Raw genomic sequence first — 23,042 nt, 5'->3', positions numbered from 1 at the left:
CTCTTCTGTTTCGGCGCCGGGCAATGGGATCAAACGATCTATAACCTTACGCACCCTCCCCCACACCTGGCAAATCGACCGCGCTACACCGCTGCCACCTGCGGATTTGCGGCTTTCCCCAGCCGCTCCCCGTGAAATTGCGTGGTCCGGTACGAGCCGTGGAACTCGACCGGCTCCTGCGTCCCTGAGGCCCGGAGCTCCGCCGCCGGCGTCATCGACGGGGTCGGCTGCACGGTCGGCTCCGGCGGCTGGGTGGGCGTCGGAGTCGGCTCGGGTGCGCTGCTGGTCGGCGGCGGGGTGGGCGTCGGCGGTTCGGCCGGCCGGGTGGGCGTCGGGCCCCCCGGTGTGCGCGACGGCGTCGCGGCCCCCGGGGGCGGCGTGGCGGCCCCCGCGCCCTTCGCGGGGGTGGCCTCCGGGCCCGGCGAGGCGCTGGGCGCGCCCGAGGCCTCCGTACCGCCCCCCTCGCCGTCCGCACCGCCTCCACCTCGGGAAACGGGCCTTCCGTCGGTACGTCCCTGCCCCTCGCCACTCACCGTGGCGCCGCCGCCCCGGTCCGTCTGCTCCTGCTTGGCGGCGGGCTTGGCGGGAAGAGGTTTGCCCCCTTCGTCGCTGACGCTCATGCAGCCTGCGGAAGCCGCCACCGCGAGCACCGCGGCGGCGAGACGGACAGGGGCGGGCAGCTGGCGCACGGGCGCACCTCCGGGATGACGGCCCCGGGTGACGACGGCGACAGGCGGCACGGATGCACGGGTCTGCGGCGGTCGGGGGAGCCGTAAGGCTGGTTGGGGTCTGCCCTCTCAACTCCGTTTGCCCCGCCGGGGACACGCGCCCGCACGCGACCACCACCGCGCCGCCACCCCCGGCACACCCCGGGCACACCGCCCGCGCCCCTGCGGACAGGCCCCGCCGCTACCCGCCGAGTCCCCGCCCCAGCACCGTCCCGGCCGCCACCGCCCCCAGCCCCACCAGCACGGACACCGCCACATTCGCCACCGCGAGCCCCCGCCGCCCGCCCTCCGCCAGCCGCAAGGTCTCGTAGCTGAACGTCGAATACGTCGTGAGCGCCCCGCACAGCCCCGTACCGATCAGCAGTTGCACGGAACCGGAGGCCGCGCCCACCGCGACCGCCCCGGTCACCACCCCGAGCAGCACGCTTCCGACGGTGTTCGCCACCAGCGTCCCCCAGGGGAAGCCGGCGCCGAACCGCGCCCGCATCGCACGGTCCGTCAGATACCGCAGGGGCGCGCCGAAAGCACCGCCGACGGCCACCAGCAGCCAGTTCATCCGTTACGTCTCTTCCCCGGTGCGCCGCCGCAGTGCCCACCGCACCGCGCCGGCCCCTGCCCACACGGCCACCAGTGCTCCGGCCACGGTCCCCGCCGCGTACACCGCCGCCGTCACCGCCTCACCCCGCCCGAGCAGGTCGTCGACGTCCATGGCGTACGTCGAGAACGAGGTGAACCCCCCGAGCACCCCCACCCCCAGGAACGGCCGCGCCAGCGGATGCGCCCGGCGTCCGCCCTCCGCGACCCGCGCCATCAGCACCCCGATCAGCGCGCACCCCAGCACATTGATCCCGAACACCGTCCACGGGAATCCCCCGTCCGGCGCGGGCCACGCCAGCAGCGCCCCGTACCGCGCGAGCGCCCCGAGCGCACCCCCCACGGAGACGGCGGCGAGCACCGGCCACTCGGCCGCGACCGGGCCGGCGGGACCGGCCGCCGGACCCGACGGGCCGGCCTGATCAGACCGGCCGGCCGCCCCCGCCGCCGGACCCGGCGATCCCGTCACCCGTACCCCAGCGCATGCAGCCGCTCGTCGTCGATCCCGAAATGGTGAGCGATTTCATGGACGACAGTGATTTCGGTCTCCGCCACCACGTCCTCCCGGTCCTCGCACATCCGCAGCGTCGGACCCCGGTAGATCGTGATGCGGTCGGGCAGTACGCCCGCGTACCACTCCCCCCGGTCCGTCAGCGGCGTCCCCTCGTACAGCCCCAGTAGCTCGGGGTCGTCCTTCTCGGGCTCGTCCTCCACGAACACCGCGACGTTGTCCATCAACCGCGTCAACTCCGGCGGTATCCGGTCCAGGGCCTCGGCGACCAGTTCCTCGAACTCCTCACGCGTCATCTCCAGCACGCGCCCATTCTCGTCCACCACCCGGCATGGCCGCCCGTGCGACTGGGCATACGGGCCCAATGGCCCGAGCACCCCGAGCCCAGCCACCGGACCGGCCCCGCGACGCACCCCGCACCGCACCCCTCCCCCACCGCCTCCGCAGCACCGCCGCCCGCCTGGTCAACCACTACCGCTCGCACCACACGGCCCCCACCAGCACGCTGGATCACACCCCACACCCGTGGGGCCGCGCACTCGGCCTCGTCGCCGTGGTCCTGCTCGGAGCCTGGCTGGGACTGCTGGTCGTCGGCGCCGTCCGCGCCCCGGTGGGCCCCATGGACACCACCATGACGCTGCGTCCCTCCGTCACCGGCGGCACCAAGATCAACGTCTCTCCCCTGGGCGCCCTGGAGCTCGACTCCCACACCGCCCCCATCCGCCTCGATGTGGACATCGACCAGCTCGACCCGGAACGCGCCTCCGCCCTGGTCCGCCACCCCGAGCGGATATCCGGCCTCCAGGAGGAGATCACCGAGGACGTCGCCACCGGCACCCTCGATCTGGCGCTGCGCTCCTCCGCCGCCGTCCTGGCCGGCGCCACCGCCCTGGGGCTGGTCGTCTACCGCCGCCCCCGCCGCGCCCTGGCCGCCGGCGGACTGGCCCTCGCCCTGCTGACGGCCTCGGGCGTCGCGGCGTACGCCACCTGGAACCCCAAATCCGTACTGGAGCCCAAGTTCTCCGGCCTGCTCTCCTCGGCCCCCTCGGTGGTCGGCGACGCCCGCGACATCATGGCCGAATTCGACGTCTACCAGCAGGAGCTGGCCCGCCTGGTCACCAATGTCACCAAGCTGTACAACGCCACCTCCACCCTCCCCGCCTACCAGCCCTCGCCCAGCACGATGCGCGTCCTGCACGTCTCGGACATCCATCTCAACCCGGCGTCGTGGCACATCATCAGCTCGCTCGTCGAGCAGTACGACATCGACGCGATCATCGATTCCGGCGACACCATGGACCACGGCAGCCCCGCCGAGAACGCCTTCCTGGACCCGATCCCGGACCTGGGCGCCCCGTACATCTGGGTCCGTGGCAACCACGACTCGGCGGCCACCCAGACGTACCTCTCCCGTCTGAAGAACGTGCACGTCCTCGACAACGGCCGGGCCGTCACCGTCGCGGGCGGCCTGCGCGTCGCGGGCATCGGCGACCCCCAGTTCACCCCGGACCGCTCGGTGAAACCCCAGGGCGACGGCAACGAACGCGTCGCCGGCGTCCAGCTCGCCGCCGCACTCCGCGACCAGAGGGCCGCCCGCACCCCCGTCGACATCGCCGTCGCGCACAACCCGGTCGCCGCCGCCCAGACCGACGGCGAGGTCCCCCTCGCCCTGGCCGGCCACACCCACACCCGCAAGACCGAGGTCATGAAGCGCGGCACCCGCTTGATGGTCGAGGGCTCCACCGGCGGTGGCGGCCTGCGCGCGGTCGAGGACGACGATCCCCAGAAGATCCGCGCCTCCCTCCTCTACCTGGACCGGGACACCCGCCGCCTCCAGGCCTGGGACGAGATCACCCTGGGTGGCCTCGGTCTGACAACAGCCGAGGTCAGCCGCCATCTCCCGACGGGCAAGTGACATCAGTGGCTCGGCCACGGACCCCCGTCGCCAAGCCCCCGTCCGCCCCCGCTCCCGGCTCCCGCTAAACCGTTTTGGCGAACCCCGCCGGCATCACCTATGCTTCAAACGTCCCCGACGCGCTGCAAGGCGCGATGGCGGGCCAATTAGCCCTCATCGTCTAGTGGCCCAGGACGCCGCCCTTTCAAGGCGGTAGCACGGGTTCGAATCCCGTTGGGGGTACGCATTATCTGTGCGAGACTTCTTCGTCTGACGAAGGGCGTCTCGCACAAGCCAGGTCCTGTGGAGCAGTTTGGAGTGCTCGCCACCCTGTCAAGGTGGAGGCCGCGGGTTCAAATCCCGTCAGGACCGCTGCGGATCGCAAGATCCGAGTGGCTGGGTAGCTCAGTTGGTACGAGCGATCGCCTGAAAAGCGATAGGTCGCCGGTTCGATCCCGGCCCCAGCCACCATTCGAAAGGCCCCGTTCATCGAACGGGGCCTTTCGCGTACGCGACTTCAGCGCACCCAGGCCTTGAGCGGCTCGGTCTCCAGCGCGAAACCGACCGGGTCGGGCAGCTCGATGGTGCGGCCGAAGGGACGCCGGACGAGGTGGGCGTAGGTGCCGCTGTCCGGTTCGCTGTGAACGAGGACTTCGCAGCTGTCCCGGTCGACCAGCAGGTAGACGGGGATACCTGCCTGGGCGTACGCGAGCGGCTTGTCCCTCCGGTCGCGCAGGTCCGTGTCGCTGTCGTACGAGGTGACCTCGGCAACCATCAGGACCTTGCCGGGGTCGGCCCATTCGCCCTGGCCGGCGAAACTGCCCTCCGGGGCGAGGGCCCCGGCCGGCTTGGCATAGCCCTTGCGGTACTCCTCGATTCTCAAGCCACGTTCCGGATAGAGCCAGAGATCGGGCCGGGCCTGCATGCACCGCTTGCTCAGCCAGCGAAGGATCTCGTCGTGGTCGCCGTCCGGCACCGCCTTGACCCCCAGCCTGCCGTGGATGAACTCCAGCCGGACACCCTCGCGCCCGGCGGCGGCGGCAATGCGCTCGAACTCTTCGGCCAGCATCTGCGGCCGGTCCTCAGTGACGGTCACCACACACCTCCTGCGCCCAGACTAGGCAGTCCGGGCCCAGGAGGTACCGGCATCCCAGAAGCCGCTATTCGGACAAGGCGCCCGTTTCCCGGTCGGCCAGGGTGTCCAGACTTTCCCGGCCGCGTCTCCCTCGTACCGCCAGCACCACGGCCACCACCCCCACCAGGGCCACCAGCAGCGCCCAGTCCGGGACCGCCTTGCCGATGCCGCTCGCCCACTGCTCCAGGGCGAAGGAGTTGTCGACGTCCAGCAGGCCGGGGAGGGCCGTGGTGCCGTCGAAGAGAAGGAAGATCACGCCGAGTGCGATGAAGAAGAGGCCGGAGAGGAGCGAGGTGGTGTGGAGTTCGAAGCGGCCGACGGTGAGGGTGCGGCCGCGCAGCCAACGGCGTCTGCCGAGGTCGAAGCGTTCCCAGAGAAGGGCGAGGAGGAAGAGCGGGACGGCCATCCCGAGTGCGTAGACGGCGAGCAGCAGTCCGCCGTAGACCGGGCTGCCGCCCATCGCGGCGACGGTGAGGACGCTGCCGAGGATGGGTCCCGCGCAGAAACCGGCGAGGCCGTAGACCGCGCCGAGCGCGTAGACGGAGAGTGCGGTGGTGGGTCTGATACGTCCCGACAGCTCGGCCATCTTCTTGGACGCGAAGCCCATCCCAAGGATCTGCGCGACGCCCAGCACGATGATCACCGTGCCGGCGACGGTGACCAGCAGATCCCGGTTTCCGTAGAAGAAGCGTCCCGCGTACGAACCTGCCGCGCCCAGCGGTACCAGGGTCGTCGCCAGCCCGGCGTAGAAGATTCCGGTACGCGCGAGCAGCCGGGTCCTCGAATCGATCGAGTAGGCGAAGAACGCGGGCAGCAGGAGGGCACTGCACGGGCTGACCAGGGCGAGCAGGCCGCCGAGGAAGGCGGCGAAGTAGCCGATGTTCGCCGTCACTGCTGCTTCTCCCCGGACTTCTCGCCGGACTTCTCGCCGGACTTATCCCCGGGCTGCTCCCCGGACTTCTCGCCGGGCTGCTCGCCTGCGTTCTCCCCTGTCGTTCCCGACTTCCCGCCGGCGTCGGGCTTGGCGTCCTTGACCGGCTTCGCGGTCTTCACCGCGTGCTCGATGGCCTGCACGAAGACGTCGTCGGGCTGGGCGCCGGAGATCGGGCGGCCGTTGATCAGGAAGGCCGGGGTGGCGCTGGCGCCCAGCTTGTACGCCTCCTCCTGGTCCTTCTTCACGGCGGCCTTGGCCTGCGCACCGTTGAGGTCGGCGGTGAACCCGGCCAGGTCCTTCACCCCGGCCTCCTTCGCCAGCTCCTTCAGCCGGTCCTCCCCGAAGCCCTTCTCCTTGGCTCCCTTGGCGTAGGCGGCGCGGTGGAACTCCCAGAAGCGGCCCTGTTGTCCGGCGGCCCAGGACGCGCGGGCGGCGGCCTCGGACTCCTCGCCGAAGATCGGGAAGTTGCGCCACTCGATGCGCAGGGTGCCGTGGTCGACGTACTTGCTGATCAGCTCGGGCTCGGTGTCGCGGGCGAACTTTCCGCAGAAGCCGCACTTGAAGTCGGCGTACTCGACCATCACCACGGGCGCGTCGGCCCTGCCCAGCGCGAGCTTGTCGCCGTCGGTACGGCGGGCCAGCTTCTCCAGTTCCGGGTAGACCCCCTCCGCCGGGTCGGCGGAGACGGAAGCGGCCGACTCCTCGGTCGGGGTGAGGGTGTTGTCCGCGGGCTTGGTGGCGGAGTAGGAGACCGCACCGAGGGCGAGGGCGGCGACGGCCATCCCGGCCGCGATCAGGATGTTCTTGTTCTTGCTGTTCTTCTTGGCGCTGTTCGTGGCCATGGGGAGCTCCTGGAAGTTCAGAGGGCGGGGGCGGAGGCTGCGGTGGCGGGCGCGACCGGACAGGCCACCTCACCCGCGAGCCGGCGCACGGCGGCGACGGCCAGCAGCACCAGGGAGACGAGCGCGAGTACGGGCTGGAGGGGCGCCCAGATGCTCATCGCGCCGGAGGTGCCGAGGGCCAGCAGCACCACTTTGTTGCAGACGGGGCAGCCGACCGCCAGGAACGACAGCACTCCACCGGCCATCCCCAGCCGGCTGCGGCGCTCGCGCGGCTCGCGCGCGCCGCGCGGCCCCAGATACGTCGCCAGAATCAGCCCGCCGAGCAGGGCGGACGCGGCGAACACGGGGTAGTTCCACCACTCGGGCGGCAGGATGCGGCCGAAGACCGGGTTCGGCACGAGCGAGGTGGGCAGGCCGAGCAGCAGTGCACAGAGGACTGCCGAGGCGACCGCGATGCCCCATCGCGAGGGTGGCCAGGCGGCGCAGGCGCGCGCCGCGTTGCGCAAGGTGATCAACATCTATGGGGAGTTCTTTCGTGTCATGTCGTACATGTACGAGGGCAGGCCGGATCGGCGCCTCGCTACACGCGCAACAGGACGGAAAGCTCGACAGGTGAGGAGGGCACGGCGGGCGGCCCGCGCCGGGGCGCGGTGCCGGCCGCCGCATCGAGGTACCGGCTGGTGGCCGCCGCGTGCGCGCCCCCGCAGAGGGCGGGCGCCAGGTCGTGGGCGGAGCCGGTCCGGGGCGGCGTCGCGGGATGCGCGCCGTCCTGGTGCACGGGGGCGCGGTCGCACCCGGGTGCGTCCACCACCTTCACGACCACACTGCCGTGCGACACCGACTGGCCGCCCTGCGCGACGGCCGGCCCGCCGAGGACCCCGAGCACGACGGCAACCAGTGCGGCCAGGCCGCACCACTGCGTGAGTCGTCGTGTCGTACGGGGCACGGGGGCCTTTCGGGTCGCAGGAGGTCTGTCCGAAAGGGTACGGGGCGTTTGTCACGGGACGGGGCGGACGCTTCGCGGGCACTCCTGCTCCCGCCCCCGGGATGCTCCCGCCCCCGGGATGCTCCCGCCCCCGGGATGCTCCCGCCCGCCTCCGGGGCGCTCCCGCTCCCGCCTCCGGGGTGGAGGCGGACTCGCTCCGGCTGCCCCCGGTGAAATGGTTCGCCAGTCCCCCGCCCCAAGTGAGATCCTGAACCAGGTATGTCTACTTCCCTCGCCGACCTCCAGGCCACCCTCGCCCAGAGCTCGCTCCGTGACGCCCACCGCCTCGGCCGCCGTCTCGAAGGCGCCCGTCGTATCCGCAAGCCCGAGGCCCGGCAGGCCGTTCTGGACGAGATCGCCGTCGAGGCGGAGAAGTCGGTGCGCAAGGTGGCCGCCCGGGCCGCCAGGATGCCCACGATCACGTACCCCGAGAACCTTCCCGTCAGCCAGAAGAAGGACGAGATCGCCGACGCGATACGTGACCACCAGGTCGTGATCGTGGCGGGCGAGACCGGCTCCGGCAAGACGACGCAGATCCCGAAGATCTGCATGGAGCTCGGACGCGGCGTGCGAGGGATGATCGGGCACACCCAGCCCCGCCGGATCGCCGCCCGCACCGTCGCCGAGCGCATCGCCGACGAGCTGAACACCCCGCTCGGCGAGACCGTCGGCTGGAAGGTCCGCTTCACCGATCAGGTGAACCAGGAATCCACCTTCGTGAAGCTGATGACGGACGGCATCCTGCTGGCCGAGATCCAGACGGACCGCGAGCTGCTCGCGTACGACACGATCATCATCGACGAGGCCCACGAGCGGTCCCTCAACATCGACTTCCTGCTCGGCTACCTCGCCCAGCTGCTCCCCAAGCGCCCCGACCTCAAGATCGTCATCACCTCGGCGACCATCGACCCGGAGCGCTTCGCCCGGCACTTCGGCGGCTTCGCCTCCGTCGACATGAAGGACAGCGAGGGCGAGGCGCGGCCCAGCGCCCCGATCGTCGAGGTCAGCGGCCGTACGTACCCCGTCGAGGTCCGTTACCGCCCGCTCCTGGAGGACGAGGGCGACGACTCCGACCGCGACCAGATCACGGCCATCGCGGACGCCGTCGACGAGCTCCAGTCCGAGGGCCCCGGCGACGTACTGGTCTTCCTCTCCGGCGAGCGCGAGATCCGCGACACCGCGGACGCCCTCAACAAGCGGCAGCTGAAGCACACCGAAGTGCTGCCGCTCTACGCGCGTCTGAGTCACGCCGAGCAGAACCGTGTGTTCCAGCGCCACACCGGCCGCCGTATCGTCCTCGCCACGAACGTCGCCGAGACCTCGCTGACCGTCCCGGGCATCAAGTACGTCATCGACCCCGGCACCGCCCGCATCTCCCGCTACAGCCACCGCACCAAGGTCCAGCGGCTCCCCATCGAGCGGATCTCGCAGGCCAGCGCCAACCAGCGCAAGGGGCGTTGCGGTCGCACATCCGACGGCATCTGCATCCGGCTGTACTCCGAGGACGACTTCCTCACCCGCCCGGAGTTCACGGACGCCGAGATCCTCCGTACCAACCTGGCCTCCGTCATCCTCCAGATGACCGCCGCCGGCCTCGGCGAGATCGAGAAGTTTCCCTTCATCGACCCCCCGGACCACCGCAACATCCGGGACGGCGTGCAGCTCCTCCAGGAGCTCGGCGCGCTCGACCCGAACGAGAAGGACCCCAGGAGGCGGCTGACCGAGCAGGGCCGCAAGCTGTCCCAGCTGCCGGTCGACCCGCGCCTGGCCCGGATGGTCCTGGAGGCCGACAAGAACGGTTGCGTACGGGAAGTGATGGTGATCGCCTCCGCGCTCTCCATCCAGGACCCGCGCGAGCGCCCGGTCGAGAAGCAGCAGCAGGCGGACCAGAACCACGCCCGCTTCAAGGACGAGACCAGCGACTTCCTCTCCTTCCTCAACATGTGGCGCTACATCCGCGAGCAGCAGAAGGAGCGCGGCTCCTCCTCGTTCCGCCGGATGTGCAAACAGGAGTACCTGAACTTCCTGCGGATCCGTGAGTGGCAGGACATCTACGCCCAGCTCCGGTCCGTGGCCAAGCAGTTGGGAATTCATCCGAACGAGGAGGACGCGCCGGAGGTCTCGGTGCACACCTCTCTGCTCGCCGGTCTCCTCTCCCACATCGGCCTCAAGGACACCGAGAAGAACGAGTACCTGGGCGCCCGCAACGCCAAGTTCGCGATCTTCCCCGGCTCCGCCCTCTTCAAGAAGCAGCCCCGCTTCGTGATGTCCGCCGAGCTGGTCGAGACCTCCCGCCTCTGGGCCCGGGTCAACGCCAGGGTCGAGCCCGAGTGGATCGAGCCGCTCGCCCAGCACCTGCTGAAGCGGACGTACAGCGAACCGCACTGGGAGAAGGACCAGGCGGCGGTGATGGCGTACGAGCGGGTGACCCTGTACGGCGTGCCGATCGTCGCCCAGCGCAAGGTCAACTACGGCCGGATCGACGCCGAGATCTCCCGCGACCTCTTCATCCGCAACGCCCTGGTCGAGGGCGACTGGCGCACCCATCACAAGTTCTTCGCGGACAACCGCAAGCTGCTCACCGAGGTCGAGGAGCTGGAGCACCGGGCCCGCCGCCGCGACATCCTGGTCGACGACGAGACCCTCTTCGACTTCTACGACCACCGGATCCCCGAACACGTCGTCTCCGGCGCCCACTTCGACTCCTGGTGGAAGCACAAGAAGCGCGAGGAACCCGAGCACCTCGACTTCGAGCGCGAGATGCTGATCAACGAGAAGGCCGCGGGGGTGACGAAGGACGACTACCCCGACTCGTGGCGGCAGGGCGCGCTCAAGTTCCGCGTGACGTACCAGTTCGAGCCGGGCGCGGACGCCGACGGCGTCACCGTCCACATCCCCCTCCAGGTCCTCAACCAGGTCACCGACGAGGGCTTCGACTGGCAGATCCCGGGCCTGCGCGAGGAGGTGGTGACGGAACTGATCCGCTCCCTCCCCAAGCCGATCCGCCGGCATTACGTCCCGGCTCCCAACTACGCGGGGAAGTTCCTGGAGCGGGCGGTTCCGTTGCAGGAGCCGATCCACTTCACCCTCGCGCGCGAGCTCCAGAAGATGGTGGGCGTGCCCGTCGCCCCGGCCGACTTCGATCTCTCCCGTATCCCCGACCACCTGAAGATCACCTTCCGGATCGTCGACGAGCGGCGCAAGAACCTCGCCGAGGACAAGGACCTGGAGGCCCTGCGCCTCAAGCTCCGCCCCAAGGCCCGCCAGGCCCTCTCCAAGGCGGCGGCCGCCACGGCGGAGCGCTCCGGCGGCGAGACCATCGAGCGCACCGGCCTCACCGACTGGACGATCGGCACCCTCACCAAGGTCTTCGAGACGAAGCGTGCCGGGCAGCCGGTCAAGGCGTATCCGGCGCTGGTCGACAAGGGCACCTCCGTCTCCGTCCAGCTCTTCGACACCGAGGCCGAGCAGCGGCAGGCCATGTGGGCGGGCACCCGCCGCCTCATCCTCCTCAACATCCCGGTGAACCCCGCCAAGTTCGCCTCGGACAAGCTCACCAACCAGCAGAAGCTCGCCCTGTCCAGCAACCCCCACGGCTCCATCCAGGCCCTCTTCGACGACTGCGCGATGGCCGCCACGGACAAACTGATCGCCGACCACGGCGGCCCGGCCTGGGACGAGGAGTCGTTCCGGAAGCTGTACGACAAGGTGCGCGCGGATCTGGTCGACGCGACCGTACGGACGGTGGGCCAGGTCCAGCAGGTCCTGGCCGCCTGGCAGGCCTGCGAACGCCGCCTGAAGTCCACGAAGAGCCCGGTGCTGCTGGCCAACCTCACGGACGTGCGCAAGCAGCTGGACGTCCTGATGCCGGCCGGGTTCGTGACCAGGACCGGGCTCAAGCGGCTGCCCCACCTCATGCGCTATCTCGTCGCCGCCGACCGCCGCCTGACGCAGATGCCGACCGGCGCCCAGCGCGACACCGCGCGCATGGAGAAGGTCCACGAGATGCAGGACGAGTACGCCTGGCTCCTTGAGCAACTGCCGCAGGGCAGGCCCGTTCCGCAGGAGGTTCGGGAGATCCGCTGGATGATCGAGGAGCTGCGGGTCAGCTACTTCGCACACGCCCTGGGCACCGCGTATCCGGTCTCCGACAAGCGGATCGTGAAGGCGATCGACGCGGCTGCGCCGTAGCCCGGAGCCCCCTTCCGAGCGAGTTCGACTGCACCCTCTGACCTGCTGTACAGTCTGTCTCGCAGCAACACGCACCGCCCGGTGCGAGGAGCTGCGAAGCAAGGTCCTGTGGAGCAGTTTGGAGTGCTCGCCACCCTGTCAAGGTGGAGGCCGCGGGTTCAAATCCCGTCAGGACCGCAGTAGATTCGAGGCCCGCATCTTCACGGATGCGGGCCTCAGGTCATTCCCACGGGAGTACGCCCCGGAGGCCGCGCCCGCGGCGAAGCCGCCGACAGACACAGCACATCCCGTCAGGGCCGCAGGAGATGAAAGCCCCGATCCTTTTGGATCGGGGCTTTCGCACATCTTGACTCCGGCATCTGCCACCGGGTACCCCGGACAGCAGAGACCGGAGGTGACGCATGGCGGCTTCCACCGCGCGGCACGAGACGCGTGCGCTGCTGCGCGCCCATCTGGCCGCCGCCATGAACTACCGGCACCGCACCGAGCACTGCCCGATCTGCCAACGGCTGCTGCTGCTCGCCATGGAACCCGAATGCATCCGCCCGGCTCCCGCTCCCGCTCCCGCGACCGAACCCGGGTCGGCGCCCAGCCCCGATGCCGCCCCCGCGAGCGACCGGGCCGACCCCTCCGCCCCGCAGTCCGGGACTCAGGACAAAGGTCCCCCGAGGACATGACCATTGCCCCGCGACGCGGATCCCCTTTCGGTGGCAAGCTCGGATTTGGCAAGAGTCATGAGCTGTGACGGGTGTCACCGAAAGAGTTTGTGGGACCGGGGCACTTACACCCTTCCTACAACTTCCCAATTTAATATGTGCAATTGCACCTCCCCCATGGTTCTCCCGAAGACCGCCCCAAGCCCTCCCCGGGCCAGGACCACAAGGGGCCCGGCACCCCTCCGGAACGCCGGCTCGTCGCCCTCGGCGGCTGGAGCCCCCGGAGCGGCGGAGACCGGGTCGAGGCACCCCGGAACCCCCGGAAGCCCCGGGAGCGGCCCAGAACGGCACAGGGGCCCACGAGGCGCCCACCGCCTCCCGTACGGGGACCCACCCCTCTGGGGCGCACAAAAAAGATCGCGCTGGACCCGGCGGAGTCCAACGCGATCGGTGACGGGCTCCCGTTGGGGCGGGGGCCTGCCAGGTGGAGCTATGGGGGCACAGGGGTCGAGTTGGGGGACCCGAGTCCGAAATGCCCTGTTGTACTGGGGTGTTGCAAGGTCTCGCCGTTACTGCGGGTAATGCCGTGATGCCTCAAAGCGTGGTGCCGTAAAGCGTGAAGCGGGTAAAACGTGAAGCGGTAATGCGAGGTAATGCGATGCCTCAGGCCTCGCTGCGCTGCTGCGGAATACCCGCAAGCAGTGCGCGAACCTCGGCCTCGCGGTAGCGCCTGTGTCCACCCAGCGTGCGGATGGACGTAAGCTTCCCTGCCTTTGCCCAGCGGGTCACCGTCTTCGGGTCCACGCGGAACATCGTGGCGACCTCAGCCGGCGTCAGCAGCGGCTCGGCGTCAGGGGTGCGAGCGGTCATGAGCGGCCTCCTCGGGAGAACCGAACCTTCACGGTTCTTTCCTCTAAATTCTGCACCTTGACCCGCGTTGCCCGAAATGGCAGACGCGGGCCGAGTCGGTTATAGGACGAACGGCTTGTCCTCGGCACTACAACTACACCATCCGTCCAGCCGCGTGGGCCAAACCGACGGAATTGCCCTCTGAGGTGTTCATCCGCGACGGAAGCCCGTGGACCATGCCATAGCGGACAGTCACGCCACAGTGACGATCAGTCACAGAGCGATCAGGAGTCAACAGACCCCCCATAGAGTGCAATGCCGAGCATTCCGCCCTTAGTTGGACGGAAGGAGCCCTCCCCGGACTCCTTGTCCTATTTTGACACGAGGGCGGGGGATGAGCGCAAGGGGCGATTAAGTGCCGTCCGTCACGCTTGCCACAAAAGCCCGGATCGGGACGTAGGTCCCGAGGCCCTCTGTGTCATCCCGCCTCACCTGTCACACGCACCACATCACGGTCTGGTTCAGCTGTAGCTCAGTTTTTCCTCAAATCGCATTCGGTATGCGGTATTCAATGCCCGCGAAGCGGAAAGACCGGATGGCCCGCAGGCCGCCGGCACGGGTCGCAGCACCCCGGCTCAGTTGGCGAACTGCCGGTCCCTGACCGCCCGCCACCGTTCCGCGAGCCTGCCGTACGCCTCGGCCGCCGCGTCCGGGTCGCCGGCCCGCAGCGCCCCTATTCCTTCGGCCACATCCGCCGCCGACCGGTCCGCCGCCAGTTCCCGCTCGTCCAGTACGTGCGCGAGACCGCCGTAGTCCAGTTCGACGAGGGACCGCGGGTGGAACTCCTCCAGCCACCGCCCCACATCCATCAGCCCCGTCACCAGCGGCCCCTCGTCCATGTGCTCCCGCAGCGTGCGCAGCCCCCGGGCCACCCGGCGCCGCGCCTGCACCATCGGCGTGCGGTAGCGCAGCACCGCGGTGGCGTCCGCCGAGCCCTTCACGTACTCCCGCTCCTCGTCCCCGAAAAGGACGAACCACCGCACCGGCACGTGCCACACCGAGGTCCTGATCCAGGGCCGGGCGTCCGGGTTCCGCTCCCGCCAGCGCTCGTGATCGGCGCCCGCCTGCCGGCGCAGCAGCGGCGGCAGTACGGCGTCCAGGAGGGCGGCCGGGTACTCCCGCTCCAGCTCCTCCAGGGCCAGCCAGCCGCGCAGCCGGGTCCGCCACGGGCAGACCACCAGGACCTCGTCCACCTCGGCCACATAGGCGTCGCCGCTCTCGTGGACGGGCACCACGACGGGCGGGGTGGGCAGCAAGTCGGCCAGCGAGGCACGGAGTTCGTCCTGCGGGGTGGGGTGCTCGGGGCGACGCGCGTAGCGGGCCCAGTGGGTGCGTTCCGGTTCGGGGAAGGCGGCCAGCGGTTCGTACACCCGCAAGGACGACACGTACGGGACGATCACCGATGACGCCAAGGGCACGCCTGCTCCTCACTACGAACCGGACACGAGCCGGAGCGACCGGATGCAAATCGTCCCACGGGTACTTCCGACGGGGGTGATCTGCGGCACTCCGCCTTCATGCATGGCCCACGGGGCCTAATCTCATGCCCATCGGCCCTCTCCACCCATAAGAGGGCTTCCCCGCCTCGTACTTGGGAGTCACCACAGTGACCGCATCTTCCGACGGCGTCCTGCACACCCTGTTCCGCTCGGAGCAGGGGGGACACGAGCAAGTCGTGCTCTGCCAGGACCGCGCCTCCGGCCTCAAGGCCGTCATCGCCCTGCACAACACGGACCTCGGTCCGGGACTCGGCGGCACCCGCTTCTATCCGTACGCGAGCGAGGAGGCTGCCGTCGCGGACGCCCTCAACCTCTCGCGCGGCATGAGCTACAAGAACGCGCTGGCCGGGCTCGACCACGGCGGCGGCAAGGCCGTGATCATCGGCGACCCGGAGCAGATCAAGACCGAGGAGCTGCTGCTGGCCTACGGCCGCTTCGTGGCCTCGCTCGGTGGTCGTTACGTCACGGCCTGCGACGTCGGCACGTACGTCGCGGACATGGACGTCGTCGCCCGCGAATGCCGGTGGACCACCGGCCGCTCCCCCGAGAACGGCGGCGCCGGCGACTCCTCCGTCCTCACCGCCTTCGGTGTCTTCCAGGGCATGCGCGCCTGCGCCCAGCAGCTGTGGGGCGACCCCACGCTGCGCGGCCGCAAGGTCGGCGTGGCGGGCGTCGGCAAGGTGGGGCACTACCTGGTCGAGCACCTCCTTGAGGACGGCGCGGAGGTCGTCATCACCGACGTGCGGGAGGAGTCGGTACGCCGGGTCACCGACAAGCACCCGGGGGTGCGCGTGGTCGCCGACACCGAGGCGCTGATCCGGGTCGAGGGTCTGGACATCTACGCCCCCTGCGCGCTGGGCGGCGCCCTCGACGACCACACCGTCTCCGTGCTCACCGCGACCGTGGTCTGCGGCGCGGCCAACAACCAGCTCGCCCACCCGGGCGTCGAGAAGGACCTCGCGGACCGCGGGATCCTCTACGCGCCGGACTACGTGGTGAACGCGGGCGGGGTGATCCAGGTCGCCGACGAGCTCCACGGCTTCGACTTCGACCGGTGCAAGAAGAAGGCGGCGAAGATCTTCGACACCACCCTGGAAATCTTCGCTCGTGCAAAGAGTGACGGCGTTCCTCCGGCCGCCGCGGCCGACCGGATCGCCGAACAGCGGATGGCTGAGGCGCGCGCACGGCGCTGAAAGTGGCGGCCGGCCCGGCGCACGGGGGAGACATCGCTCACCCCCTGCGGCGGGTCGGGCGTCAGGATGAGGCTAAAATCGCGGTTGACCAGCGGGGACGGATTGTCCCGCGGGTTGTGCTTCGAGGTGTCTCATGCGGGCGGCGTACCGTATGGCCAAAGAAGCAGGTACCGTTGAAGTCCTGCGGACCGGTCTCTTTACGGAGAGCCCGTTCCCAACCATGAACGCGTGTCAAGACTCTGGGGCCGTCGAGCCCCGTCACCGAGGGGGTCGAGCCATGGGGCGCGGCCGGGCAAAGGCCAAGCAGACGAAGGTCGCCCGCCAGCTGAAGTACAGCAGCGGCGGGACTGACCTCTCGCGTCTGGCCAATGAGCTGGGCGCTTCGACTTCGCAACAGCCGCCGAATGGCGAGCCGTTCGAGGACGATGACGAGGAAGACGACCCGTACGCACAGTACGCGTCGCAGTACAACGACGAGGACGAGGACGATGAGTCCGGCCCTTCGTCGCAGCGCCGCGGCGCTTGACGCTTCAGCTCTGGCGCGTTCAGTTCTGCGTTTCTAGTTCTGGCGCTCGTACACCTCAGAAATTTTCATAAGGTTTGAGCAGTACCCACCGGACCCGGTCCGAGGCTTTCGCCCCGGACCGGGTTCTGTGCGTCCCGATCCGCTCTACTTCGCGTAGTCGCCGGTCAGCGCCGCGCCTTCGCGGTGGTCGCCGCGGGCCAGGATCTCGCCCGCGACCCAGGACTCGACGCCCCGGTCCGCCAGCGTGGCCAGGGCCACGTCGACCGACTCCTGCGGGACGACGGCGATCATGCCGACGCCCATGTTGAGGGTCTTCTCCAGCTCCAGGCGCTCCACCTTGCCGGCCTGGCCGACGACGTCGAAGACGGCGCCGGGGGTCCAGGTCGAGCGGTCGACGGTGGCGTGCAGGTTGTCCGGGATCACCCGGGCCAGGTTGTTCGCCAGGCCGCCGCCGGTGACGTGGCTGAAGGCGTGCACCGGGGCGGTGCGGGTAAGGGCCAGGCAGTCCAGCGAGTAGATCTTGGTGGGTTCCAGGAGTTCCTCGCCGAGGGTGCGGCCGAACTCCGCGACCTCCCGGTCCAGGGCCCAGCCCGCACGGTCGAAGACGACGTGCCGCACGAGCGAGTACCCGTTGGAGTGAAGACCGGAGGACGCCATCGCGATCACGGCGTCGCCCTCGCGGATCCGGTCGGGGCCGAGGAGCTGGTCGTACTCCACGACACCGGTGCCGGCGCCCGCGACGTCGAAGTCGTCCGGGCCGAGCAGGCCCGGGTGCTCGGCCGTCTCGCCGCCGACCAGCGCGCAGCCCGCGAGGACACAGCCTTCGGCGATGCCCTTCACGATGGCGGCGACACGCTCGGGGTGCACCTTGCCGACGCAGATGTAGTCGGTCATGAAGAGCGGTTCGGCGCCACAGACGACGAGGTCGTCCACGACCATGCCGACGAGGTCGTGGCCGATGGTGTCGTAGACGCCCATCTGCCGGGCGAGGTCGACCTTCGTGCCGACGCCGTCGGTCGCGGAGGCGAGCAGCGGGCGCTCGTACCGCTTGAGGGCGGAGGCGTCGAAGAGGCCGGCGAAGCCGCCGAGGCCCCCCAGGACCTCGGGGCGCTTCGTCTTCTTCACCCACTCCTTCATCAGTTCTACGGCGCGGTCGCCGGCTTCGATGTCTACGCCTGCGGCTGCGTAGCTGGCACCGGTGCCCGTCTGCGGAGCAGACTCGGAAGACTCAGTAGGCATGGGAGGTGAGAACTTTCGTGTCGTACAACAGGGTGTGACGGGCGCTACTACGGGCGGCGGAGCGCGTCGGCGGCAGCCGTGTCGGCCACTCCCGCCGCGAGCTCGGACTCCAGGAGCTGCTTGCCGAGGATCTCCGGGTCGGGGAGTTCCATCGGGTACTCGCCGTCGAAGCAGGCGCGGCAGAGGTTCGGCTTGTCGATCGTCGTGGACTCGATCATGCCGTCGATGGAGATGTACGAGAGGGAGTCGGCGCCCAGCGAGATGCCGATCTCTTCGATGGTCATGCCGTTGGCGATCAGCTCGGCGCGGGTCGCGAAGTCGATGCCGAAGAAGCAGGGCCACTTGACCGGCGGGGACGAGATCCGGATGTGGATCTCCGCCGCGCCCGCCTCGCGGAGCATCTTGACCAGTGCGCGCTGGGTGTTGCCGCGGACGATCGAGTCGTCGACGACCACCAGGCGCTTGCCCTTGATGACTTCCTTGAGCGGGTTGAGCTTCAGACGGATGCCGAGCTGGCGGATCGTCTGGGACGGCTGGATGAAGGTCCGGCCGACGTAGGCGTTCTTGACGAGTCCCGAACCGTACGGAATCCCGCTGGCTTCGGCGTAACCGATCGCGGCGGGGGTGCCGGATTCGGGCGTAGCTATGACGAGATCGGCCTCGGCAGGGGCTTCCTTGGCCAGTTTCCGGCCCATCTCAACCCGGCTGAGATAGACGTTACGGCCCGCGATGTCGGTGTCGGGGCGCGCCAGGTACACGTACTCGAAGACACAGCCCTTGGGCTTCGCTTCTGCGAATCGGGAGGTACGGAGACCGTTCTCGTCGATCGCGAGCATCTCGCCCGGCTCGACCTCGCGGACGTATGCCGCACCGCAGATGTCGAGGGCGGCGGACTCGGAGGCCACCACCCAGCCGCGCTCCAGACGGCCCAGCACCAGCGGGCGGATGCCCTGCGGGTCACGGGCCGCGTACAGCGTGCCCTCGTCCATGAAGACGAGGGAGAAGGCGCCCATCACCTGAGGGAGCACCTTTGCGGCGGCGTCCTCGATGGTCAGGGGCTTGCCGTCGTCGTCGGTCTGGCCCGCGAGCAGGGCCGTGACCAGGTCGGTGTCATTGGTGGCTGCCACCTGGGTGGCGCGACCGTTCTCCTTGGGGAGATCGGCGACCAGTTCGGCGAGCTGCGCCGTGTTGACCAGGTTTCCGTTGTGGCCCAGCGCGATCGAACCGTGCGCGGTGGCACGGAATGTCGGCTGCGCGTTCTCCCACACCGAGGCACCGGTGGTGGAGTACCGCGCGTGACCGACCGCGATATGGCCCTGGAGGGAGCCGAGAGAGGTTTCGTCGAAGACTTGCGAGACCAGTCCCATGTCCTTGAAGACGAGGATCTGGGACCCGTTGCTAACTGCGATTCCCGCGGACTCTTGTCCACGGTGCTGCAGTGCATACAGTCCGAAATAGGTGAGCTTGGCGACCTCTTCGCCGGGAGCCCAGACACCGAAGACGCCGCAAGCGTCCTGGGGGCCTTTCTCACCGGGGAGCAGGTCGTGGTTGAGTCGTCCATCACCACGAGGCACGGCACCGAGTGTAGGCGAGATCGACCACTGGTCCGAATTGGGGATACGAACAGGCCCTGACCGGGGGCGAAACGGTCCTGCCGAGGGTGGTGCCCAGCACCAGGTCAGGGCCATGATCAGGAGCGCGGCGGGGGCCGGTGAGGGCACCGGTGGCCAGGTCCGCCAGGAGGGCGCCGGGCCGGTCGAGGACGAGGCCCGGGCGAGGGGTGCGGTGGGGCGGGCCCACCTTCCTTAAGAGGGTGTTAAGGGGGGCATAACGCCTGGTGGGGGTGGGTGGCGTGGGGGGTTCGGCGGTCTAGCGTGTGGCGCGCTCGCTCGCATCCGCTCCGTTTCCGCTGTCGAAGGGTTCCCCCATGCGCTCTCCCTCCCCCTTGCGCTCCCGCTCCCGCCTGTCCCTCGGCTCCCGTACGTCAGGTGCGGCGATGGCCTGTGGTGTGGTGCTGGCGGCGGTGGCCGGGGCGCCGGCCGCGTACGCCGCGGAGGGGGACGCCCCCGCCGGCAAGCGGTCCGTGCAGGTGGTGATGGTGAACTTCCAGGACAGCACGCTCACCGGCACGGCCAAGCTCAAGTCGACGCTGGAGGGGACGTACTACGGCGCGAGCGGCTCCCTGACCTCGTACTACAACGAGATCACCCGGAACAAGGCCACCTTCGGGCCGCGCGACGCCGGGCAGAAGGTGCTGGGGCCGCTGACCCTGCCCATGTCGGGGGCGGGCTGCGACACCTCGAAGATGGCGGACGAGACGTACAAGGCACTGGCCGCCCGGGGCATCGCCAAGGACTCCTTCGACCATGTCTCGATCGTCTTCCCCAACAGCACGGCCAAGTGCGAGTTCGCCGGGCTCGGGACGGTCGGCGGCGGGAAGACCTGGATGCCGGCCGAGGAGTTCTCGGCGAACGCGCTGATCCACGAGTTCGGGCACAACCTGGGGTACCACCACCACATGAGGCTGCGCTGCCCCGAGGGTGATCTGGGTGCAGGGTGCAAGGAGGACGGGACCAGCCACAAGTCGGTGATGGGCGGCGGGGGCTCGGCAGCCGGGCTGAGTGCTCCCGAGCTGATCCACAACAAGTGGCTGGGCGGCGCGGAACTGGCGCAGGTGACCAAGTCCGGTACGTACACACTGCGGCCGCTGGCCGGGTCGGGCAGTGGGGTGCGGGCTCTGAGCATCCCGCTCGGCGGGGGCGGTGAGGGCGGTGGCGACCGGCTGATCGTCGATTTCCGGGCCGAGGCGGGAGCGCTGGACGGAAAGATCCAGGGCGTCCACGCCTACCGGGTCACCGAGGGCGACTACGCCGAGTCCGCCTTCATCGACCCGACCCCCGGAGACGGCGAGTCCCCCGACGCCGACGCGCTGAAGCCGGGATCCGAGCTGACGGACACCGCACGGAAGGTCCGGGTGAAGGTGATCTCGGCAGGGACCGGCTCGGCCAAGGTCTCCGTCAGCCTGAACGGGGTCCCGGCCCCCGCCGGGGGTTCGAACCCGGCCCCGCAGACACAGCAGACATCACCCGCCGGTGGAACGGAGAACAGCGGTACGGAGCAGGGCGGCACCGACGACAAGGGCGGTACGCCGTCGGGCGGCACCGCCACACCCGAGTCCCCCGCAGGCTCCCCGGCCGCCGCGCCCGCCACATCCCCGAACAGCGACCTCGCCGCCACCGGGGGAAGTTCCACCACCCTCCCCCTGGCCCTCGGCGGAGCCACCTTCCTCGCCCTCGGCGCGGCGGCGCTGCTCAAGATCCGGCGCCGCCGCGGCTGAACCGGACCAGTGGCGGACGTAGTTGGCTGCCGGGGCTGTTGAACGGGCGGGAAGGCGGCCGAAGTTGCCCGCCTCCCCGCCCCACCCCACTCTGCCCCGCCCCGCTGGTTGCTACTTGGCCGCCTTCGCTGCCAGCCCCTGGCCGTCCGCACCCGTGATGGACAGTGAGGTCCCGTCCACCTGGTAGGTGGTCTTGCCGGACAGGACCTCAAGCAGCTGCTTCTCGACGGCCGAGCCGTCACCCTGGCACATCATCCGGGTGGTCGCGATGCGCCCGAATTCCAGGGTTCCGTCGCCCTGCTTGGCCTTGCCGTTCAGCGAGTTGCAGCCGGTTCGGCCCTGAATCGAGCCGTCCTTGCCGAAGGTGAGATACGCCTTGCCCGCCGTGCTCGCGGGCAGTGACTTGGCCGTCTTGCCTTCCAGGAAGGAGTTGACGGTCCACTTGGTCCCGGCAAGCGGCGTGGCGGGTTCGACCGGCTTCGAGGTGAGCGCGACCGTGTCGCCCCTGGCGGTGGTCAGGGTCAGCCGGCCGTCGTCGAGCTTGGCCTTCATCGGGTCCTTGAACGCCTTGCGCAGCGCGATCTCGAAGTCCTGCTGATCGCAGGCCATCTGGGTCGACAGCAACTTGTCGAGGGAGACGGTGTCGCCCTTGACCGACCCCTTGCCGGTGAAGGAGTTGCAGCCGTAGTTGCCCTTGACCGCACCCTTGCCGTCGATCTCCACGAAGACGTTCTCGGGCGCCGGGGCCTTCTTCCCGCCGACCGTCGAGCTCTCCACGGTCCACCGCACCCCGGTCAGCGGCAGATCGGTCCGGACCGAGCCCTCGCCGCCCTTTCTGTCGCCGCCCGCGCCGGAGCCCGCCCCGGCCTTCTCGGTACCGCACGCACCCAGTGCGAGCAGCGCCAGGGCGGTGACGGAAACGCTGAGCGCCTGCTTCGTGTGCCGCATCTTCCGCGTCTTGAGCTTCGGCTTCGTCTGCATGCCGGTCTGACGGAACAGGTGGGACTACTGGTTCCACTTGACCCGGCACAGGCCCGCGCATCACCCCATGATCGGCAGCACCCCCACCAGATCGGCACGCTCACCACTGGCCATGACCTGGGCTTTCTCCAGGGCGTCCGCCCATTGTGTACGTCCTGTGGCAAGCCGGATCCAGGTCAGCGGATCGGTCTCCACCACATTGGGCGGAGTCCCCCTGGTGTGCCGGGGGCCCTCGATGCACTGCACCACGGCGTACGGCGGAATCCGTACCTCGGTGGAGGCTCCCGGCGCCTTCACGGCGAGCGCGTCCGCCAGTACCCGGGTGCACGCGGCCAGTGCCTGCCTGTCGAACTTCACCTCGGCGCCGGTGGCCCGCGCCAGGTCGTCGCCGTGCACCACGAGCTCCACGCAGCGGGTGACCAGGAAGTCCGCGAACCGCATCGGTCCCACCCGGGTCATGGTGATCCGCTCGTCGTCCGCGCCGGGCAGCACCTCGGCGAGGTCCGCAGCGACCTTCGCGAACAGCTCCTGGACCGGTGCCCCCGCCGCGAGCACCCGGGTGTCCTCGGCGACCTGCCCGGCATGCGGTGCGGTGGTGAACGGCCATTGCTGGAGGCTCACTTCGGCCCGGGCCGGCGCGGGCTCACCCAGGAACCGCACGACCGAACCCAGAGCCATCGACAGATGCGCCGCCAGCTCCCGCACCGTCCACTCCCCCAGCCCGCTGCGCCCCGCCAACTGCTCCTCCGACAGGCCCTCGACGGCCTGGCGGACATGCCCGAACTGGGCGAGCACGGCGGCACGGGTCCTGGCCGCGTCGTAACTGCGCGGGCGCTTCTTCTTGGCGCGGGCGGGCGGGTTCGCGGACGTACCGGACATGGAGGCCAT

Annotated in this window: 22 protein-coding genes and 4 tRNA genes; 11 read left to right on the top strand and 15 right to left on the bottom strand. The window is 69.7% G+C overall.

Annotated elements, in window-relative coordinates; genetic code table 11:
• Window positions 1–83: 83 nt before the first annotated feature.
• The 4 genes from ACIA73_RS23415 to ACIA73_RS23400 form a co-directional block, all read right to left on the bottom strand.
• The gene (locus tag ACIA73_RS23415; RefSeq protein ID WP_399440579.1) at window positions 84–689 is read right to left on the bottom strand and encodes a hypothetical protein; all 606 of its coding nucleotides are present in this window, start codon (window positions 687–689) and stop codon (window positions 84–86) included.
• 220 nt (window positions 690–909) lie between these two features.
• Window positions 910–1,284 carry a fluoride efflux transporter CrcB gene (crcB, locus tag ACIA73_RS23410; RefSeq protein ID WP_399440578.1) on the bottom strand — a complete coding sequence of 125 codons (375 nt, stop codon included), beginning with the start codon at window positions 1,282–1,284 and terminating at the stop codon, window positions 910–912.
• 3 nt (window positions 1,285–1,287) lie between these two features.
• Window positions 1,288–1,791 carry a fluoride efflux transporter FluC gene (locus ACIA73_RS23405; RefSeq protein ID WP_399440577.1) on the bottom strand — a complete coding sequence of 168 codons (504 nt, stop codon included), beginning with the start codon at window positions 1,789–1,791 and terminating at the stop codon, window positions 1,288–1,290.
• Window positions 1,788–2,138, bottom strand: coding sequence for a metallopeptidase family protein (locus ACIA73_RS23400; RefSeq protein ID WP_399440576.1), 351 nt, complete (start codon window positions 2,136–2,138; stop codon window positions 1,788–1,790). The genes ACIA73_RS23405 and ACIA73_RS23400 overlap by 4 nt, the downstream gene beginning before the upstream one ends.
• 59 nt (window positions 2,139–2,197) lie before the next feature.
• Between ACIA73_RS23400 and ACIA73_RS23395 the strand changes: the two genes are divergently transcribed.
• The 4 genes from ACIA73_RS23395 (at window position 2,198) to ACIA73_RS23380 (ending at window position 4,198) form a co-directional block, all read left to right on the top strand.
• Complete coding sequence (locus ACIA73_RS23395; protein WP_399440575.1) at window positions 2,198–3,748, top strand: metallophosphoesterase; 1,551 nt, start codon at window positions 2,198–2,200, stop codon at window positions 3,746–3,748.
• Between the two features lie 149 nt (window positions 3,749–3,897).
• Window positions 3,898–3,970: transfer RNA gene (locus ACIA73_RS23390), tRNA-Glu, on the top strand.
• 54 nt (window positions 3,971–4,024) lie between these two features.
• Window positions 4,025–4,099 (top strand) — tRNA-Asp (locus tag ACIA73_RS23385).
• A gap of 22 nt (window positions 4,100–4,121) precedes the next feature.
• Window positions 4,122–4,198: transfer RNA gene (locus tag ACIA73_RS23380), tRNA-Phe, on the top strand.
• 46 nt (window positions 4,199–4,244) lie between these two features.
• On the opposite strand, the gene ACIA73_RS23375 is transcribed toward ACIA73_RS23380, so the two are convergent.
• The 5 genes from ACIA73_RS23375 to ACIA73_RS23355 form a co-directional block, all read right to left on the bottom strand.
• Complete coding sequence (locus ACIA73_RS23375) at window positions 4,245–4,796, bottom strand: Uma2 family endonuclease (RefSeq protein WP_399440639.1); 552 nt, start codon at window positions 4,794–4,796, stop codon at window positions 4,245–4,247.
• Window positions 4,797–4,887: 91 nt separating this feature from the next.
• Window positions 4,888–5,754 (bottom strand): cytochrome c biogenesis CcdA family protein, encoded by an 867-nt coding sequence (locus ACIA73_RS23370; RefSeq protein WP_399440574.1) that lies wholly within the window; start codon window positions 5,752–5,754, stop codon window positions 4,888–4,890.
• Entirely contained in the window at window positions 5,751–6,638 is an 888-nt protein-coding gene (locus tag ACIA73_RS23365; RefSeq protein ID WP_399440573.1) for a DsbA family protein, read from the bottom strand. The genes ACIA73_RS23370 and ACIA73_RS23365 overlap by 4 nt, the downstream gene beginning before the upstream one ends.
• 17 nt (window positions 6,639–6,655) lie before the next feature.
• Window positions 6,656–7,156: a hypothetical protein gene (locus ACIA73_RS23360; RefSeq protein WP_399440572.1), complete on the bottom strand. Its 501-nt coding sequence runs from the start codon at window positions 7,154–7,156 to the stop codon at window positions 6,656–6,658.
• Window positions 7,157–7,218: 62 nt separating this feature from the next.
• Window positions 7,219–7,584, bottom strand: a complete 366-nt coding sequence (locus ACIA73_RS23355) for a hypothetical protein (RefSeq protein ID WP_399440571.1) — start codon at window positions 7,582–7,584, stop codon at window positions 7,219–7,221.
• A gap of 258 nt (window positions 7,585–7,842) precedes the next feature.
• Between ACIA73_RS23355 and hrpA the strand changes: the two genes are divergently transcribed.
• The 3 genes from hrpA (at window position 7,843) to ACIA73_RS23340 (ending at window position 12,491) form a co-directional block, all read left to right on the top strand.
• A complete protein-coding gene (hrpA, locus tag ACIA73_RS23350; RefSeq protein WP_399440570.1) occupies window positions 7,843–11,814 on the top strand; it encodes an ATP-dependent RNA helicase HrpA in 3,972 nt (1,323 codons plus the stop codon).
• A 102-nt stretch (window positions 11,815–11,916) separates the two neighbouring features.
• Window positions 11,917–11,991, top strand: a tRNA-Asp gene (locus ACIA73_RS23345).
• 224 nt (window positions 11,992–12,215) lie between these two features.
• Window positions 12,216–12,491, top strand: coding sequence for a DUF6274 family protein (locus ACIA73_RS23340; RefSeq protein ID WP_399440569.1), 276 nt, complete (start codon window positions 12,216–12,218; stop codon window positions 12,489–12,491).
• Window positions 12,492–13,133: 642 nt separating this feature from the next.
• Here the strand turns inward: ACIA73_RS23340 and bldC are convergent.
• On the bottom strand, window positions 13,134–13,340 hold the full coding sequence (bldC, locus tag ACIA73_RS23335) for a developmental transcriptional regulator BldC (protein WP_003949541.1): 207 nt from the start codon (window positions 13,338–13,340) through the stop codon (window positions 13,134–13,136).
• A 614-nt stretch (window positions 13,341–13,954) separates the two neighbouring features.
• Window positions 13,955–14,797, bottom strand: coding sequence for a hypothetical protein (locus ACIA73_RS23330; RefSeq protein WP_399440568.1), 843 nt, complete (start codon window positions 14,795–14,797; stop codon window positions 13,955–13,957).
• A gap of 188 nt (window positions 14,798–14,985) precedes the next feature.
• Here ACIA73_RS23330 and ACIA73_RS23325 point away from each other — a divergent pair, with 188 nt between their 5' ends.
• Together ACIA73_RS23325 and ACIA73_RS23320 are read left to right on the top strand one after the other, a co-directional pair.
• A complete protein-coding gene (locus tag ACIA73_RS23325) occupies window positions 14,986–16,071 on the top strand; it encodes a Leu/Phe/Val dehydrogenase (protein WP_399440567.1) in 1,086 nt (361 codons plus the stop codon).
• A gap of 277 nt (window positions 16,072–16,348) precedes the next feature.
• The gene (locus tag ACIA73_RS23320; protein ID WP_384343443.1) at window positions 16,349–16,597 is read left to right on the top strand and encodes a DUF3073 domain-containing protein; all 249 of its coding nucleotides are present in this window, start codon (window positions 16,349–16,351) and stop codon (window positions 16,595–16,597) included.
• 144 nt (window positions 16,598–16,741) lie between these two features.
• Here the strand turns inward: ACIA73_RS23320 and purM are convergent, their stop codons facing one another.
• Window positions 16,742–17,836 carry a phosphoribosylformylglycinamidine cyclo-ligase gene (gene purM, locus ACIA73_RS23315; protein WP_399440566.1) on the bottom strand — a complete coding sequence of 365 codons (1,095 nt, stop codon included), beginning with the start codon at window positions 17,834–17,836 and terminating at the stop codon, window positions 16,742–16,744.
• A 47-nt stretch (window positions 17,837–17,883) separates the two neighbouring features.
• Window positions 17,884–19,410 carry an amidophosphoribosyltransferase gene (gene purF / locus ACIA73_RS23310; protein ID WP_399440565.1) on the bottom strand — a complete coding sequence of 509 codons (1,527 nt, stop codon included), beginning with the start codon at window positions 19,408–19,410 and terminating at the stop codon, window positions 17,884–17,886.
• A gap of 112 nt (window positions 19,411–19,522) precedes the next feature.
• On the opposite strand from purF, the gene ACIA73_RS23305 reads away from it, so the two are divergent.
• Together ACIA73_RS23305 and ACIA73_RS23300 are read left to right on the top strand one after the other, a co-directional pair.
• Entirely contained in the window at window positions 19,523–19,645 is a 123-nt protein-coding gene (locus ACIA73_RS23305) for a hypothetical protein (protein WP_399440564.1), read from the top strand.
• A gap of 118 nt (window positions 19,646–19,763) precedes the next feature.
• The gene (locus ACIA73_RS23300; RefSeq protein WP_399440563.1) at window positions 19,764–21,173 is read left to right on the top strand and encodes an LPXTG cell wall anchor domain-containing protein; all 1,410 of its coding nucleotides are present in this window, start codon (window positions 19,764–19,766) and stop codon (window positions 21,171–21,173) included.
• 111 nt (window positions 21,174–21,284) lie between these two features.
• Here ACIA73_RS23300 and ACIA73_RS23295 read toward each other — a convergent pair whose 3' ends face one another.
• On the bottom strand, window positions 21,285–22,154 hold the full coding sequence (locus ACIA73_RS23295) for an META domain-containing protein (protein WP_399440562.1): 870 nt from the start codon (window positions 22,152–22,154) through the stop codon (window positions 21,285–21,287).
• Window positions 22,155–22,214: 60 nt separating this feature from the next.
• On the bottom strand, window positions 22,215–23,042 hold the full coding sequence (locus ACIA73_RS23290) for a sterol carrier family protein (RefSeq protein ID WP_399440561.1): 828 nt from the start codon (window positions 23,040–23,042) through the stop codon (window positions 22,215–22,217).

The organism is Streptomyces sp. NPDC051561, from assembly GCF_044454195.1.
GTDB lineage: Bacteria > Actinomycetota > Actinomycetes > Streptomycetales > Streptomycetaceae > Streptomyces.
The sequence above is the reverse complement of the archived record's forward strand: the minus strand, read 5'-3'. Positions and strand labels throughout refer to the sequence as shown.

Excerpts from the sequence above, each read along its gene's own strand:
- crcB (WP_399440578.1), bottom strand. The coding sequence starts at position 1,284 with ATGAACTGGCTGCTGGTGGCCGTCGGCGGTGCTTTCGGCGCGCCCCTG.
- ACIA73_RS23395 (WP_399440575.1), top strand. The coding sequence starts at position 2,198 with ATGGCCCGAGCACCCCGAGCCCAGCCACCGGACCGGCCCCGCGACGCA.
- ACIA73_RS23375 (WP_399440639.1), bottom strand. The coding sequence starts at position 4,796 with ATGCTGGCCGAAGAGTTCGAGCGCATTGCCGCCGCCGCCGGGCGCGAG.
- ACIA73_RS23365 (WP_399440573.1), bottom strand. The coding sequence starts at position 6,638 with ATGGCCACGAACAGCGCCAAGAAGAACAGCAAGAACAAGAACATCCTG.
- ACIA73_RS23360 (WP_399440572.1), bottom strand. The coding sequence starts at position 7,156 with ATGTTGATCACCTTGCGCAACGCGGCGCGCGCCTGCGCCGCCTGGCCA.
- hrpA (WP_399440570.1), top strand. The coding sequence starts at position 7,843 with ATGTCTACTTCCCTCGCCGACCTCCAGGCCACCCTCGCCCAGAGCTCG.
- ACIA73_RS23340 (WP_399440569.1), top strand. The coding sequence starts at position 12,216 with ATGGCGGCTTCCACCGCGCGGCACGAGACGCGTGCGCTGCTGCGCGCC.
- bldC (WP_003949541.1), bottom strand. The coding sequence starts at position 13,340 with ATGACCGCTCGCACCCCTGACGCCGAGCCGCTGCTGACGCCGGCTGAG.
- ACIA73_RS23320 (WP_384343443.1), top strand. The coding sequence starts at position 16,349 with ATGGGGCGCGGCCGGGCAAAGGCCAAGCAGACGAAGGTCGCCCGCCAG.
- purM (WP_399440566.1), bottom strand. The coding sequence starts at position 17,836 with ATGCCTACTGAGTCTTCCGAGTCTGCTCCGCAGACGGGCACCGGTGCC.
- ACIA73_RS23305 (WP_399440564.1), top strand. The coding sequence starts at position 19,523 with ATGATCAGGAGCGCGGCGGGGGCCGGTGAGGGCACCGGTGGCCAGGTC.
- ACIA73_RS23300 (WP_399440563.1), top strand. The coding sequence starts at position 19,764 with ATGCGCTCTCCCTCCCCCTTGCGCTCCCGCTCCCGCCTGTCCCTCGGC.
- ACIA73_RS23295 (WP_399440562.1), bottom strand. The coding sequence starts at position 22,154 with ATGCAGACGAAGCCGAAGCTCAAGACGCGGAAGATGCGGCACACGAAG.
- ACIA73_RS23290 (WP_399440561.1), bottom strand. The coding sequence starts at position 23,042 with ATGGCCTCCATGTCCGGTACGTCCGCGAACCCGCCCGCCCGCGCCAAG.